This is a genomic window from Variovorax nitratireducens (assembly GCF_051216545.1).
In the GTDB taxonomy this organism is placed as follows: domain Bacteria; phylum Pseudomonadota; class Gammaproteobacteria; order Burkholderiales; family Burkholderiaceae_C; genus Variovorax.
Genome location: NZ_JBPJZO010000006.1, coordinates 34212 through 49621, shown reverse-complemented (window position 1 = coordinate 49621; position 15410 = coordinate 34212). Strand labels below are relative to the sequence as shown.

Genomic DNA, 15410 nt, shown 5'->3' with positions numbered 1-15410 from the left:
CCGGGCTCGGGGGGCTCAGGATTTTTCGAGCTCGCCCAGCCGTGATGCGCGCAGCCGGCTCGGTGCAAGCACGCCGGCCGAATCCAGGATCGGGTAGGCGATCGAGCAGATGTGCGAGTTGATGCGCTTCAGGTCGCTGATCAGATCGATGTGCAGCGAACTGGTTTCGATGCTCAGCGCAGTCTGGTCGGACAGCCGATCCAGGTGGGTGCCCGCATAGGCGCGCTCGAGATTGCGAAAGCGCACTTTTTCTTCGAGCAGCTTCTGGGCATCGCGCACGTTGCCGTTCAGGAACACGCTCATTCCAAGGCGCAGGTTGGCCACCAGGCGCTGGTGCAGCTCGACGATCTCGCCCATGCCGGCTTCCGAGAAGTTGCGCTGCGGCTTGATCTTCTTGTCCTCGATGTCGATGATCACGCGCTCGATGATGTCGCCGATCTGCTCCATGTTGATCGTGAAGCTGATGATGTCGGTCCAGCGCTGGCTCTCGTCCTCGCCAAGGGCTTCGCGCGAGATCCTGGTCATGTAGTACTTGATGGCCGAGTACAGCTCGTCGACCGTGTCGTCGAGCTTGCGCAGTTCCTGTGCGAGCGGCAGGTCGTTGTGGCGGATCACGTTGAGCATGCCGATCAGCATGGTCTCCACGATGTCGGCCTGGTGCAGCGCCTCGCGCGCGGCATTGGAAATGGCCAGGCTGGGCGTCGACAGCGCGGAAGGATCCAGATGCATCTGCCGCCGCGCTGCGGTCGACTCCACCGGCACCGGCAGAAAGCGCGTCACCACGGCCGCGATGCGGTGCGTGAGGCCGATGAAGCCGATGCTTACCACCACATTGAACGCCAGGTGGTAGAGCACGACCAGCGAGGTCGCGTCGGATATGTAGGGCCGCATGTACTTCAGATAGAGGCCCACGAGCGGGGCCGCGATCGCGACCCCCAGCAGCTTGAACACCAGGTTGCCGACCGTCACCTGCCGCACCGGGATCGTCGACTTGGCGGTAGTCAGTACCGCCAGGATGCCGCTGCCGAGGTTGGCGCCCAGCACCAGGCCGAGCGCCACGTCGAGCGGAACCACGTTCGAGCTCGCCATCGCCGCCACCAGCAGTACCACCGCGAGGCTGGAGTAGGCCAGCACGGCGAACGCGGCGCCGATGGTGATTTCGAGCAGCACGTCGCTGCTGAGCGAGGCCAGCAGCGCGCGCATCGCGGGCGATTCGAACAGCGGGCCGGTCGCTTCCACCACCAGTTGCAGCGCCAGCAGCATCAGGCCCAGGCCGATCAGCACGCGGCCGATGCGGCCGGCCGCGCTGGCCGACCGGGTGATGAAGAGCACCACGCCGACGAAGATGAAGAGCGGCGACAGCCAGGACAGGTCGGTCGAGAACAGCACCGACATCAACGCCGTGCCCACGTCGGCCCCCCGCATCACGGCCAGCGCGGCCGGCAGCGTGACCAGGCCCTGGCCCACGAAGGACGATGTCATCAACGAAGTGGCCGTGCTCGACTGCACCAGCGCCGTGACTGCGATGCCGGACAGGGCCGATGTAAAGCGGTTGCGCATGCTGCGCGCGAGAAACTTGCGCAGGTTGGCGCCGAACACGCGCAAGACGCCGGTGCGAACGAGATGAGTACCCCAAACAAGGAGCGCGACTGCTGCCAGCAGGTTCAGCAGATGTTTCATGAGGGGCTTGCGGCTTTCTTTTCTTCGGTGCGAGCCCTGATTGTCGGCACTGTGGGTGCGGTATGGCGTCCGGTGCGGCGCCTGGGCTCAGTCAATAAGCGCACCATTCTCGTAGAAAGGGTAGGGGCCTTCGAATTCACCCGATGCAGCGAGGTGCGTCACGAGCCGTTCGCCGTCCCACGCGTGGACGCGAAAGCCCGGGGGCTCCAGCACCCAGGCCGAGGGTGCGTCAGGTGCGAGATCGAGGGCCACCTGATGGCCGGGCGCCGGCGAGGTCGATGCGATCGTGCCGCCAAAACGCACGTCGATGGCGCGATGCAGGTGCCCGCAAATGACGCGTTCGACGTTGTGATGACGCGCGACCAGGGCCTCGAGCTCGGCGCCGCCTTCCAGCAGACCGATCTCGTCCATGTGGCCTATCAGCGTTCGGAAGGGCGGATGGTGCATGGCGACGACCACCGGCTCGTCGTGGCAGGCGTCCAGTTGGGCTTCCAGCCAGCCCAGGCGCTCCGCGCAGAGCGTGCCATGGCTTTGGCCGGGCACGCAGGTGTCGAGCGTGAGCAGGCGCAGGCCGCCGACCTTCACGCTGTATTGCACGAAGCCGTCATCGCCCAGGTAGGCGTGCGATGGGAAGCTGCGACGCAGCTGGTCGCGGTCGTCGTGGTTGCCGGGCATCAGGTAGACCGGCATCGTGAGTGGCGCGAGCAGTTCGGCCATGTGCGCGTATTCGGCGGCGCGGCCGAAGTCGCTCAGGTCGCCGGTGATGACGACCGCGTCGGGCGCCTGGCGCAGGCGCAGCACGCTCTGCACGGCGCGCTTCAGGTAGGGCGCGGTGTCTATGCGGCCGTAGGCCAGGCGGCCCGGTTCGCGGATGTGCAGGTCGGTCAGCTGCACCAGGAAGGTCGTGCTCATGCGGTGGCATCCTGTGAGGTCATGAGCCGGTCGGGATGGATCCGGATGCCGATGTGGTCGCCCGCCTGGAACGGTGTGTCGCGCACTGCGGCGGCCAGCCAGCCGGGCTGGTCGGCCACGGCAAGCCGCAACTGTACGCGGTCGCCCAGGAAGGTGCGCTGCTCGACGCGTGCCATGCCCCATCCATCCTGACCGGCGGGGCCGACCTGGATATCTTCGGGGCGAACGAGCAGGGTCTGGTGGCTCATCCAGTCGGGCGGGCATGCAATGGCGGTGCCGCCGAAGCTGGCCATGCCCTGGGCGATGGCCTCGGCGGAGCGCTCGATGCGGTTCACCCGCCCCAGGAATTCGGCCACGAACGGATGGCTGGGCGCGCGGTACAGATCCTCGCCGCGGCCGATCTGCACGATGCGGCCGGCTCGCATCACGGCCAGGCGATCTGCGATCGCCATGGCTTCCTGCTGGTCGTGCGTCACGTGGATGGCCGTGATGTGCAGCCGGCGCAGCAACTCGGCCAGTTCGTCGCGCAACGACTCTTTCAGCTTGGCGTCGAGCGCCGCCAGGGGTTCGTCCAGCAGCAGCACGCGCGGACGCACCGCCACGGCGCGCGCCAGGGCGACGCGCTGGCGCTGGCCGCCGGAGAGCTCGCCGGGGCGCTTGTTCTCCAGACCGGTCAGGCGCGTGAGATCGACCAGCTCGCCGACCACGCGTTTTTCTTCGGCCGCGGCAACGCCGCGGATGCGCAGCCCGTAGCCGATGTTGGCGGCCACGCTCATCTGCGGAAACAGCGCGTAGCTCTGGAACACCATGCCGACGCCGCGCTGCTCGACCGGCTTGTGCGTCACGTCCTGGTCGCCGAAGCGGATGCGGCCGCCCTCGTCGAGCGTCTCGAGCCCGGCGATCAGGCGCAGCAGCGTGGTCTTGCCGCAACCCGAGGGGCCGAGCAGCGCGAGCACTTCGCCGGGCTCGACGTGCAGGCTGGTGGGCTGCAGGCCGCGGGTGCCATCAGCGTAGGTTTTGGAGCAGTCGTCGATGTCGACCGGGATGCTTTCAAGTTCCATAGCGTTTCTGCATGAGACCGGCAAGGGACTGAAGGCCCCACAGCACCGGAAGGATAACGATGAAGAAGACCAGCGTGTAGGCCGATCCGATTTCCAGCCGCATCGAGGCGTAGCTGTCGGCCAGGCCCACGGGCAGCGTGCGGGTGAGCGGCGTGTGCAACATCCAGGTGAGGTTGAATTCGCCGACCGAAAGCGTGAAGACCATCAGGCTGCCAGCCACGATGGCCGGGAGCACCGCCGGCACCAGGATGCCGAGGAAGCGCTGTCGGAAGCTGGCGCCGAGCGTCCGCGCGGCTTCTTCCAGCGCGAGGAGATCGTGCCGCTGGAAGGCCGAGGCCACGGTGCGCACCATGAACGGCAGCGTGAAGACGATGTGGCCGACCAGAATGAAGGCGAAGCTCTGCCGAAAGGCGCTGATCTGGCCGTAGGCCAGGATCAGCGCCAGCGCGGTCGCCAGGCCCGGCACCGCCACCGGCAGCGTGAGCAGCTCCTCGAAGATGCGCGCGGCGCGCGAGTGGCTGCGCGCCAGCGCGTAGGCGCAGGGCACGCCCAGCAGCACGGTGCAGGCGACGCAGATCAGCGCCAACGCGAGCGACCAGCCGACGGTGCCGCCGTAGACCTCCCACACCTCGCCGAACCAGCGCAGCGTGAGGCCGCTCTTGAGTCCCACGCTGTAGTTGTTGACAAGCCCCGCCATCACCGACAGCAGCATCGGCGAGATCATGAACACACTCACGATCGCGGTGACGGCCAGCAGGAAAGGCGCCTGGGGCTGCGTGTTTTTTCGCATCCGTCGTTCCTTTATCGCGCCACCGGGTTGGCGCCGAAATGGCGCGCCACGAAGAGCACGAGCCAGGTCACCACGCCGAGTGCGATCGACAGCGACGCGGCCAGCGCGAAGTTGGCGTAGTTGGTGAACTCGTTGTAGATGGTGATCGGGATCACCTCGAACTTGCTGGCCAGCGTGAAGGCCGTGCCGAAGGCGCCCATCGAGGTCGCGAACAGGATCGCACCGCAGGCCAGCGTGGTCGGCGCCAGTTCGGGCAGCCATACGTCGCGCACCACGCGCAGGCGCGAGGCGCCGAGCGAGCGGGCCGCTTCTTCGAGCTGCGTGTTCATCGATTCGGCGGCCGCTGCGTAGGTGGCGATGGCGCGCGGCAGCGAGAAGTACAAGTACGCCAGGAACAGGCCGAGCAGGCCGTAAGCGAAGGTGATGCGCTCGCCCACCAGCGCATCGGACAGGTCGGCCACCAGCCCCTGGCGTCCACCCAGCAGGATCACGAAGAAGCCGATGATCACGCCGGGAAAGGACAGCGGCAGCGTCAGCAGCGACAGCAGCACGCGCTTGCCGACGAAATCGCGGCGCGCGAGGTAGACGCCGACCGCGCCGCCGAGAATCAGCGTGGCCAGCGTGACGCCGAGCGACAGCAGCACCGTATTGAGCATGCTCGACAGGTAGCGCCCGTTGCTCAGCACCGCGAAGTAGGTCGCCCAGCCTTTGTCGGCCGGCAGCGCCAGCAGGTGCATCACCGGCAGCAGCCAGAACATCAGGAAAAATGCGCCGGCCGGGGCTGCGCAGCCCAGCAGCAGCCAGCGCTGGCGTGACCTCAACGTACGTCCTTCAGATAGCGGTCTGAGAAGGCGCGCTGGCTGGCGGCCATGTGTGCGTAGTCGACCGTCCTGGCGCGTGCGTACTCGGCGGCGGGCAGGAACTGAGCCTCGACGTCCTTCGGCATCGCGCCGGCGCGGACAGGGCGCAGGTAGGCTTTGGCCCAGAGCGCCTGGCCCTCGTCGGACAGCACGAAGTCGAGCACCTTCTTGGCCTCGGCCGCGTGCGGCGCGTTGGCCACCATGCTCATGACGTAGGGCACGACGACGGTGCCTTCGGTCGGGATCACGAAGGCGACGTTGGCCTTGTCCTTGTACTTGGCGCGGTAGGCGTTGAAGTCGTAATCGAGCAGGATCGCGATCTCGCCCGACAGCACGCGTGCATACGAAGTCTGCTTGGGCACGATGGGCTCGTTCTTCTGCAGCGCCTTGAAGTAGTCGATGGCCGGACCGAAGTTGTCGAGCGTGCCGCCACGCGCTGCGTTGACGGCCACTGCGCCGACGTAGCCGACGAAGGCCGATGCCGGGTCGAGGTAGCCGATCAGGCCCTTGTACTCGGGCTTGAGCAGGTCGGCCCACGACTTGGGCACCGGCTTGCCCTTGAGCGCGTCGACGTTGACCATGAAGCCGAGCGTGCCGGAGTGGATGCTGAACCAATGTCCGGCCGGATCTTTCAGGCCATCGGGGATGTCCTTCCAGTTGGCGGGCTGGTAGGAGGTGACCACGCCGTCCTTCTGCGCCTGGATGGCGAAGGTGACGCCGAGGTAAGTCACGTCGGCCACCGGGCTGGCCTTCTCGGCCACCAACTGCGCCAGCGACTGGCCCGAGTTCTTGTTGTCGGCCGGCACGGTGATGCCTGTCTTGGCCTTGATGGCACGCAGCTGCGTGCCCCAATCTGCCCATTCGGTGGGGCAGTTGTAGCAAATGGCCGTCTGGGCCATGGCGCTTGCGGCGGCGAAGCCGGCGGCCAGCACACCGATGCGGGCTATGCGTTGTAGGGTCGATGACATGGGAACTCCTGGAGTGGATGGGAGGTGGGACAGGGGTTGAAAGGATCGAGAACGCAGGTCAGGCGCTGTCGGCAGGTGCCGCGGCGCAGGACTCGCCCTCGCGGAAGGTGTGAGGCAGGCGCAGGCTGGCTTCGGGCGCGAGCGGCGTGCCGGCTTCCAGCGAGCGCAGCAGCCACTCCACGCCATGGCGGCCGATATCGTGGTTGGGCTGCGCCACGGTGCTGAGCGCGGGCGTCAGGTCTTCGCCGAGCGCGATGCCGTCGAAGCCGACGACCGCCAGATCCTGCGGCACCCTCAGCCCGCTCTGGTGGGCGGCACGGATGCTGCGGATGGCGAGCAGGTCGTTCGAGCAGAAGAGGGCGGTGGGCCGCGGCGTCTTTCGCAGGTAGTGGCGCAATGCCTCCACGGCGGTTTCGACGAAGGGCACCTCGAGCAGCGGCGGTGCGCGCAGGCCCGCGTCGGCCATGCCCCGGAGATAGCCGCGGTAGCGCTGCTGCGCGCGATCCGACGCGGCCAGCGTGCCGCTGACCATGGCGATGCGCCGGTGGCCCAGGCGCACCAGGTGGGCGACGACCTCGGCCGACGCGCCTTCGCTGTCGACCGACACGCAAGGGTGCGCCGGATGCATGTTGTAGGCCAGCACGTAGGGCACGGCCGCAGCGTTCAGCCGCTGCAGCGCGGCCGAGTTCGACGGGTTGGAGACGACCAGGATCATGCCGGCGACATTGCCCGCGATCAACTGGTTCACCGCGCGCTCTTCCTGGTCGAGCTCGTACCCTGTGGTGACCGGAACGATGGCGTAGCCGCCTGCCGCGGCGGCCTGCGCAACGCCCTGCAGATATTCGGCGAAGGTCGGGTTCAGCAGGGTGGGCAGCACCACCCCCAGCACCCGGCTGCGCTGGGTGCGGAGCGTGCGCGCGTTCGTGTTCGCCACGTAGCCCAGTTCCTTGGCCACGCGCTCGATCAGCTCGCGGGTGGCCGGCGCCACCTTGTCGGGGAAGTTGAAGGCCCTCGACACCGTGGCGATGGAGACGCCGGCGTGGCGGGCAACGTTTTGAATGTTCATCGATCGGCGCCATGTAAACGTTTACATTGCACCGCGGCGCCATGACGCCGTGATGACGGTCGATAAAAAACCGCACTAACCCTGGCCGGGCCGGTGCGGTTTCAGATCCGAAGCGGGAACAGCGCGCAGGCGCTCAGCGCGCACGGCGCACGCGCCGCAATTCGTCCAGCACCAGGCAGATCGCGCCGAGCGTGATCGCGCTGTCGGCCACGTTGAAGGCCGGAAAGTGCGAGTTTTTCCAGTGGAAGTCCAGGAAGTCGACCACGTAGCCGTGCACCATGCGGTCGATCACGTTGCCGATCGCGCCGCCCAGGATGCAGGCCATCGCGAACGAGAAAAGCTTTTGGCCCGCGTGCGTTTTCAGCATCCAGAAGATGAACGCCGCCGCCGCCACGCCGATGCCGGTGAACAGCCAGCGCTGCCAGCCCGAACTGTCCGCCAGAAACGAGAAGGCCGCGCCGGTGTTGTGGGCCCGCACGATGTTGAAGAAGCTCGTGACCGTGGTGAAGCCGCCGTACTGGTAGTAGCCGACGATCAGCGTCTTGGTGTATTGGTCAATGATCAGAATGACCAGCGCGAGCCCGAGCCAGGGCCAGACGCCGGTGTTCTTGCCGAATGGCGTGGAAGCAGCGGTGCGGGCCATCAGGCAATGCTCCGAGTTTCGCCGGCGCCGTGGAGGTTGCTGGTGCAGCGGCCGCAGATGGTGGGGTGCGCGGCATCGTGGCCCACGTCGGCGCGGTAGTGCCAGCAGCGCTCGCACTTCACATCGGAACTGGCCTTGACGGCGATCGACAGGCTCTCGCCCGCCGTCAATTGAACCGCGGAGGTGATGAACACGAACTTCAGGTCGTCGCCCAGGCTGGCCAGCAGTGCATGGTCGTCCGGGCCGGCCGTGAGCGCGAGGTTCGCCTGCAGCGAGGAGCCGACCTTGCCTTCGGTGCGCACCGTTTCGATTTCCTTGTTGACGCCGTCGCGGAGCTCGCGGATGCGCGTCCACTTGGCCAGCAGCGCGTCGTCAAGCACACCGAACTGGCTGTAGGTCTGCGTGAAGATCGACTCGCCCGGCTGGCCGGTGCCCACCAGCTTCCACGCCTCTTCGGCCGTGAAGCTCAGGAACGGAGCCATCCAGCGCAACATCGCCTGCGTGATGTGCCACAGCGCGGTCTGTGCGCTGCGGCGCGCATGCGAGCCGGGCGCGGTGGTGTAGAGCCGATCCTTCAGGATGTCGAGGTAGAAGGCGCCCAGGTCTTCCGAGCAGTACACCTGCAGCTTGGCCACCACGGGGTGGAACTCGTAGACCTTGTAGTGCGCGAGCACCTCTGCCTGGAACTGCGCCGCACGGGCCAGCGCATACCGGTCGATCTCGAGCAGCTGGTCGAGCGGCACCGCATCCCGGTGGATGTCGAAGTCGCTGGTGTTCGCGAGCAGGAAGCGCAGCGTGTTGCGGATGCGCCGGTAGGCATCGACCACGCGCGCGAGGATCTTGTCGTCGCCCGCGATGTCGCCCGAATAGTCGCTCGCCGCCACCCAGAGGCGGATGATCTCGGCGCCCAGCTTCTTGCTGACCTCCTGCGGGTCGAGGCCGTTGCCGAGCGACTTGCTCATCTTGCGGCCCTGGCTGTCGATGGTGAAGCCGTGCGTCAGCAGGCCCTTGTACGGGGCGCGGCCCTCCAGCGCACAGGCGATCAGCAGCGACGAATGGAACCAGCCGCGGTGTTGGTCGTGGCCTTCGAGGTAGAGGTCGGCTTCAGGGCCGGCCTCGTGGTGCACATGGGAGTGCGTGCCGCGCAGCACGTGCCAGAAGGTCGAGCCCGAGTCGAACCACACCTCGAGGATGTCGGTGCTCTTGGTGTAGCTGGGCGCGTCGGCGGCGCCCAGGATCTCTTCGGTCGTCACGCGGCTCCAGGCCTCGATGCCGCCGCGTTCGACGATTGTTGCCGCCTGGTCGAGGATCTCCATCGTGCGCGGGTGCAGTTCGCCCGAATCCTTGTGCAGGAAGAACGGGATCGGCACGCCCCAACTGCGCTGGCGGCTGATGCACCAGTCGGGCCGGTTGGCGATCATGTCGTGCAGCCGCGCCTTGCCGTTCTCGGGGTAGAAACTGGTTTGTTCGATCGCTTCGAGCGCGGTCTGGCGCAGCGTCTTGGGCGCCTTGTCCTTGGTGAACACGCCTTCGCCCTCGTCCATGCGCACGAACCACTGGGCTGCGGCGCGGTAGATCACTGGCGTCTTGTGGCGCCAGCAGTGCGGGTAGCTGTGGGTGATGGTTTCGGTGGCCAGCAGCCGGTTCGCGTCGCGCAGCGCCTGGAGGATGACTGGCACGGCCTTCCAGATGTTCTGGCCGCCGAACAGGGGGAAGTCGGCCGCGTACGAGCCGTTGCCCTGAACCGGGTTCAGGATGTCATCGATCGCTACGCCGTGTGCGACACAGGAGTTGAAGTCGTCCACGCCGTAGGCGGGCGACGAATGAACCAGGCCGGTGCCGTCGTCGGCGGTCGCGTAGTCGGCCAGGTAGACCGGCGACAGGCGGCGGTAGCCCGCATCTGCGTCGTAGAGCGGATGCTGGAACTCGAGGCCGCCGAGCTTCTCGCCCTTGACCGTGGCCAGCACCTCGCCGTCGAGCGCATAGCGGTTCAGGCACATCTCGACCAGCGAGGCGGCCAGCACCAGCAGGCCGCGCGGGGTGTCGACCAGCGCGTAGTCGAGCTCCGGGTTGAGGTTGATCGCCTGGTTGGCCGGGATGGTCCACGCGGTGGTGGTCCAGATCACGGCGAACGCGTCCTTGGTCAGCGCAGGCAGATCGAAGGCCGCCGCCAGTCGGGCCGGGTCGTGCGCCTTGAACGCCACGTCGAGGGTCTGGCTCTTCTTGTCCGCGTACTCGATCTCGAACTCGGCGAGCGAGGAGCCGCAGTCGAAGCACCAGTACACCGGCTTCAGACCGCGATAGACAAAGCCGCGCTCGATCACGCGCTTGAACGCACGCAGTTCGCCGGCCTCGTTGGCGAAGTCCATCGTCTTGTATGGGTGATCCCATTCGCCGAGCACGCCCAGGCGCTGGAAGTCGACCATCTGCTGCGCGATCTGCTCGGTTGCGTAGGCGCGGCTCTTGGCTTGCATCTCGTCGCGGCTCAGGTTGCGGCCGTACTTCTTTTCGATCGCGTTCTCGATCGGCAGGCCGTGGCAGTCCCAGCCCGGTACGTAGAGCGCGTCGAAACCCTCCAGCTGGCGCGCCTTGGTGATCATGTCCTTCAGGATCTTGTTCACCGCGTGACCCATGTGGATCTGGCCGTTGGCGTACGGCGGGCCGTCGTGCAGGATGAACTTCGGTGCGCCCGCGCGGGCGTCGCGCAGACGCTGGTATCGGCCTTCGTCTTCCCACTCTTTCACCCAGCCCGGTTCACGCTTGGCCATGTCGCCGCGCATCGGGAAGGGGGTGTCGGGCAGGTTGAGGGTGGCGCGGTAGTCGGTGCCAGCGGAAGTGAGTGCGTCAGACATAGGGGCTTGGTTGCTCAACCGGGTGAATGTGGGCGCGACCTGCAGTGCAGGAAACTTTGGGGATCTTTTCAGGAAACACCGTGGAACCGGCTCCGCTGGGCCACCGGTGTTGCCCCCGGTAGGGGGTTGGCGACGCGACACGAAGTGCGCGCCGCCTGGGGGCGAGTGTCAAATTCGGTCGCGCGTGGTCTGGCGATGGGTGGAAGCGAAGAATGCGCGTGCGTCGTCGCCATCCTTCGAGATGCCCGAGGTCAGGGCTTCGAGGCTGGTGTAGCGCAATTCGTCGTGCAGTTTGTGCAGCAGTTCCACGCGCACGATTTTACCGTAGGCCCCTTCGCCGCCGAGCCCGGCCGGCCATTCGAGGCAGTGCGTCTCGAGCAGCACCCGGCCCGCGTTGACATCGTTGGCGTCCAGCGACGGGCGCACGCCGAGGTTGGCGACGCCTTGCAGCGGCCGATCGGCGAGCCCGTGCACCAGCACCGCGAAGATGCCGCTGGCCGCCGGCTTCCAGTGCTTGAAGCGCAGGTTGAGGGTGCGAAAGCCGTCGTCGCGGCCGGGCGCCGAGGCGCCGAGCGCGCGGCCGAGCTTGCGCCCGTGCACCACGTGGCCCGATATGGCGTAGGGCCGGCCCAGCAGCGCCTGGGCGTCCGCCATGCGGCCCTGGCCGAGCGCCTCGCGCACCGCCGAACTCGACACGCGCAGGCCGTGCACTTCGTAGCTGTTCATGCGCGCCACATCGAAGCCGCGGCTGTCGCCGGCCGCGTCCAGCATTGCGTAGTCGCCAGCGCGCTTGGCGCCGAACCGGAAATCGTCGCCCACCAGCACATAGCGGGCGCCGAGCCCGTCGACCAGCACCTGCTGGATGAACCCGTCCGGCGACTGGGCGGCGAGCCGTGCATCGAAGGGCAGCACTACCGCCTGGTCGACGCCACAGGCGGCGAGCGCGGTGAGCTTGTCGCGCAGCGTGCCGATGCGCGCCGGCGCCAGCTCGGGGCGCTTGGCGAGCGCGGCGAAATAGTCGCGTGGATGCGGCTCGAATGTCAGCACGCAGCTCGGCAGCCCGCGCTGGCGCGCCTCGGTTGCCAGCAAGGCCAGCATGGCCTGGTGGCCACGGTGGACGCCGTCGAAATTGCCGATGGTGAGGGCGCACGCCGGCGCGATGCCGGGATGCCGGAACCCGCGGAATACCTGCATGGGTTGTTATCTTTTTGATAGCACCGTGCGCCCGCTGGATGGGCGCCGGAAGGCTATTTGTCATAAAGCCGGTATATTGTGACGCAGTGCAACGACAGCGGCTCCCGCCGCACCGTCCTTGCGCCGGTTCGCTGGTCTTTCCGTGGTTCTTCTTTTTGGAGGCGTGTGGTGAAGGTCTTGAAGCTGTCAGCCCAGGGGTTGCCCCAGTCGTGGATTTCGCTCGAACAGGCGGTGACGCACTACGCTGCGGACGAGGTGCGCTGGGAAGCCGGGGGCGAGATCGCGCTGTTTCGCGGGGGCCACAACGCTGCCACCGGTCTGCAGTCGCAGATCGTGGTCAACAGCATCATCGGCACCAAGGGCGTGCCGCGCATCAACCCCTTCAACCAGCGCCCGGGCCTGACCAACAGCAAGCTGTTCGCCCGCGACCGCAACATCTGCGCGTATTGCGGCGGCCATTTCCACGAAGACGAACTCACGCGCGAGCACATCATTCCGTTCGCCCAGAACGGCATCGACACCTGGATGAACGTGGTCACGGCCTGCAAGCCCTGCAACCATCGCAAGAGCAGCCGCACGCCCGAACAGGCCCACATGCCGCTGCTCTATGCGCCTTATGTGCCCAGCCTGTGGGAAGACTTCATTCTGCGCAACCGCCGCATCCTGGCGGATCAGATGGAGTTCCTGATGGCGCACTTGCCGCACAGCTCACGGCTGCACGGCTAGCGCCACGGCTCAGTAGGTCAGTTCGAGCAGCGCCATGTGGCCCTGCGTGGCCGGCCAGGTCTGGCCGGTGACGCGCTCGCCATTGAATTCGCCGGTGATCGCGCGCTGCGCGTCGCTCGCCAGCTTGATCTTCGAAGTCGACAGCCCCGATCCCTTCGGCGGCACGCCCGGCAAGGCGCGCTGGCCATCGAAGCGCATCGTGTCGCGCTCGGCGTCGAAGTAGCCGCGTGGCCGCGTGAAGATCACGATGGCCTTGGCATCGTTGTCCGCCGGCAGGATGCGATCCGGCCGCAGGTTGACGATGCTGCTGCTGCGCGGGAACGGGCTGCGGTAGATGTGGGTCGTGGCATAGCCCGGAGCAGCGATCTCGAACTCATAGGGCGTGCCCGGCTGCGCGGTGAAGGGGCCCCAGCGTCCGTCGGCAGCGACGGTCTTGCGGTGCACCGCGCCGCCAAGGCGCGCACCGGTGGTCGGGTCGACTGCGTAGACCGCGAGCTGCGCCCCCACCAGCGCGAGGTTGTTGGTGAACTGTCCGCTGGCCGGGTCGGTGCTCGAAAGCCCGAAACCGGTGAGCCGGCCATCGAGCACGATGCGCGCTTCGGGGGTGGCGGTGGTCGTCGCGGGCGCGCTGCCGGTCAGGAACTGCCAGGTGGCGGCGAAGGCCGCGGGCGAGAACGAGGTCTCGCGGTGGTCGGCGCGCGGCAACACCACGTTGGTGGCGCCCTTGAGCGCCGGGCCGTCGTAGCCGATGTGGGTCGGCTTACCCGGCGTGCCGATCCAGACCCCGTCAGGCTGGGCGTACTTGTCGTTGTTGTCGGAGCGCAGCGTGAGCCAGCGCACGCCCGGCGTGACCTCGTCGCCGTTCGGGCCCTTGGGCGCATTGAGCTGTTGCATGAAGCTCGACAAGCCCGAAAACTCGCTCTGCTCGTTGAAGCCCTTCACCGCCCAGATGCCGTGCGCGGGATTGCCGCCGAGCACGACATGGCTCACCTTGCCCGCGCCGTCGCCGTTCTGCACATAGTTGCGGATGGTGTTCCCGCCGCGCGAGTTGCCCAGCAGGATGACCTTGCTCGCGCCGGTCGCCTTCAGCACGCGGTCGACTTCGGCCTGCAGGAACGCCATCGACTCGGCGGTCGAGGTGCGGCCCGGCTGGGCCACCGTGTCGGTGTCGCGCGCGAGCGGCAGCGGCTGGTCAAGCGCAAACAGCCGGTCGCGCGGCCAGCCGTTCGACTCGAAGCGCCAGATCGTGGTTTGCCACAGTGCAGCCGAGTCGCCATTGCCGTGCATGAAGACGATCGGCGGGCGCTCGGAAGACGTGGACATGGTGCTGCAGGCGGCAAGCAAGGACGCGGCCATGCCGGAGAGGAGGAGGTGGCGGCGAGTATGCATAAGGTCTCTTTGAATGGAGCCGCCGCCCCGGCAGGGGGCGGCGAAGCGACACGAAGTGCCCGCAACCTGGGGCGAGCAACAGCTAGGCAAACACGCCGGCAGTGTCGTTCATGCGCGCCGACACTTCGCCGAGGTGATGCAGCGAGTCGCCGAAGGTCATTTCCATCTGCGTCAGCTTGCGGAAATAGTGGCTACCGATGTATTCGTCGGTCACGCCGATACCGCCGTGCAGCTGCACCGAGTTCGCGGCAACGTAGCGCATCGACGTACCCAGTTGGTACTTGGCGCGCGCCATCGCCTGGCGCCGCTCGGCGGCCGGGGCGTTGAGCTTGAGCGTGGCGTAGTAGCTCATCGAACGGGCCAGCTCGAGCTGCATCTTCATGTCGGCCACGCGATGGCGCAGCGCCTGGAACGTCGAGATGGTCACGCCGAACTGCTTGCGCTGGTTCATGTAGTCGACCGTGAGCGCCACTGTCTTGTCCATGACGCCGACCGCTTCGGCGCACAGGGCCGCGATGCCGATGTCGACGGCATGCTCGAGAGCGGCGAGGCCGTCTTTCGTGATCAGGCTGGCGGCCGCCTTGTCGAACACGACCTCGGCGCCGCGGCTGCCGTCCTGCATGCCATAGCCGCGCGCTTCGACGCCGCTGGCCGCGCGCTCGACCAGGAACTGCGCGATCTTGCCGTCAAGCTGTGCCGGCACGATGTAGGCATCGGCTTCGTCGCCGGCTGCCACGATGCTCTTGGTGCCGTTCAGCGCATAGCCGTTGCCGGCTGCAGCCGCCTTCGCTTCACAGTGGTCGAGCTTGTAGCGCGCCTTGCGTTCCTGGTAGGCCAGCACCACGAGCGCCTGGCCGCCGGCAATGCGCGGCAGCCAGTTTTCCTTGATGGCTTCGTCGGCATAGCCTGACAGCACGCCACCCGCGATCAGCGCCTGGGCCAGCGGCTCCAGCACGATGCCACGGCCCAGCTCTTCCATCACGACCATGCCTTCGACCGGGCCCATGCCCATGCCACCGTCGTCTTCCGGGATGTAGAGGCCGGCCAGGCCGAGCTCGGCCAGTTCGTCCCACGCCGCGCGCGAGAAACCGCCTGCCGCTTCGGTGGCACGGCGGCGCTCGAAGTCGTAGCCCTTGTCGACCCACTTGCGCACGGCGTCGCGCAGTTGTTCCTGGTCGTCGGAGAAATTGAAGTCCATTTTTCGTTCCTAGCGAAGCTCTTACTGGAGCCCCCTCATGGAGGGGGTGTGGGGGAGCAGTCCTGTCGCGC

General features: G+C 67.1%; 13 protein-coding genes. 1 reads left to right on the top strand and 12 read right to left on the bottom strand.

What is annotated here, in order from left to right:
• Positions 1-15 precede the first annotated feature (15 nt).
• The 10 genes from ACSFA8_RS16180 to ACSFA8_RS16135 form a co-directional block, all read right to left on the bottom strand.
• On the bottom strand, positions 16-1680 hold the full coding sequence (locus ACSFA8_RS16180; RefSeq protein WP_435480526.1) for a Na/Pi cotransporter family protein: 1665 nt from the start codon (positions 1678-1680) through the stop codon (positions 16-18).
• 87 nt (positions 1681-1767) lie between these two features.
• Positions 1768-2592 (bottom strand): phosphodiesterase, encoded by an 825-nt coding sequence (locus ACSFA8_RS16175; protein ID WP_435480525.1) that lies wholly within the window; start codon positions 2590-2592, stop codon positions 1768-1770.
• On the bottom strand, positions 2589-3653 hold the full coding sequence (locus tag ACSFA8_RS16170) for an ABC transporter ATP-binding protein (protein WP_435480524.1): 1065 nt from the start codon (positions 3651-3653) through the stop codon (positions 2589-2591). The genes ACSFA8_RS16175 and ACSFA8_RS16170 overlap by 4 nt, the downstream gene beginning before the upstream one ends.
• Positions 3643-4443, bottom strand: a complete 801-nt coding sequence (locus ACSFA8_RS16165) for an ABC transporter permease (RefSeq protein WP_435480523.1) — start codon at positions 4441-4443, stop codon at positions 3643-3645. The genes ACSFA8_RS16170 and ACSFA8_RS16165 overlap by 11 nt, the downstream gene beginning before the upstream one ends.
• Positions 4444-4454: 11 nt before the next feature.
• On the bottom strand, positions 4455-5264 hold the full coding sequence (locus tag ACSFA8_RS16160; protein ID WP_435480522.1) for an ABC transporter permease: 810 nt from the start codon (positions 5262-5264) through the stop codon (positions 4455-4457).
• The gene (locus tag ACSFA8_RS16155; RefSeq protein ID WP_435480521.1) at positions 5261-6271 is read right to left on the bottom strand and encodes an ABC transporter substrate-binding protein; all 1011 of its coding nucleotides are present in this window, start codon (positions 6269-6271) and stop codon (positions 5261-5263) included. The genes ACSFA8_RS16160 and ACSFA8_RS16155 overlap by 4 nt, the downstream gene beginning before the upstream one ends.
• 58 nt (positions 6272-6329) lie before the next feature.
• Positions 6330-7337: a LacI family DNA-binding transcriptional regulator gene (locus tag ACSFA8_RS16150; protein WP_435480520.1), complete on the bottom strand. Its 1008-nt coding sequence runs from the start codon at positions 7335-7337 to the stop codon at positions 6330-6332.
• Positions 7338-7470: 133 nt separating this feature from the next.
• Positions 7471-7980, bottom strand: coding sequence for a signal peptidase II (lspA, locus tag ACSFA8_RS16145; RefSeq protein WP_435480519.1), 510 nt, complete (start codon positions 7978-7980; stop codon positions 7471-7473).
• Entirely contained in the window at positions 7980-10832 is a 2853-nt protein-coding gene (gene ileS, locus ACSFA8_RS16140; RefSeq protein ID WP_435480518.1) for an isoleucine--tRNA ligase, read from the bottom strand. Before ileS ends, lspA begins: the two co-directional genes overlap by 1 nt.
• 168 nt (positions 10833-11000) lie before the next feature.
• Positions 11001-12026, bottom strand: coding sequence for a bifunctional riboflavin kinase/FAD synthetase (locus ACSFA8_RS16135; RefSeq protein WP_435480517.1), 1026 nt, complete (start codon positions 12024-12026; stop codon positions 11001-11003).
• A gap of 168 nt (positions 12027-12194) precedes the next feature.
• Between ACSFA8_RS16135 and ACSFA8_RS16130 the strand changes: the two genes are divergently transcribed.
• Positions 12195-12752 carry an HNH endonuclease gene (locus ACSFA8_RS16130; RefSeq protein WP_286539086.1) on the top strand — a complete coding sequence of 186 codons (558 nt, stop codon included), beginning with the start codon at positions 12195-12197 and terminating at the stop codon, positions 12750-12752.
• A gap of 9 nt (positions 12753-12761) precedes the next feature.
• Here ACSFA8_RS16130 and ACSFA8_RS16125 read toward each other — a convergent pair whose 3' ends face one another.
• Entirely contained in the window at positions 12762-14141 is a 1380-nt protein-coding gene (locus ACSFA8_RS16125) for an alpha/beta fold hydrolase (protein ID WP_435480516.1), read from the bottom strand.
• A gap of 82 nt (positions 14142-14223) precedes the next feature.
• A complete protein-coding gene (locus ACSFA8_RS16120) occupies positions 14224-15339 on the bottom strand; it encodes an acyl-CoA dehydrogenase family protein (protein ID WP_435480515.1) in 1116 nt (371 codons plus the stop codon).
• Positions 15340-15410: the final 71 nt, after the last annotated feature.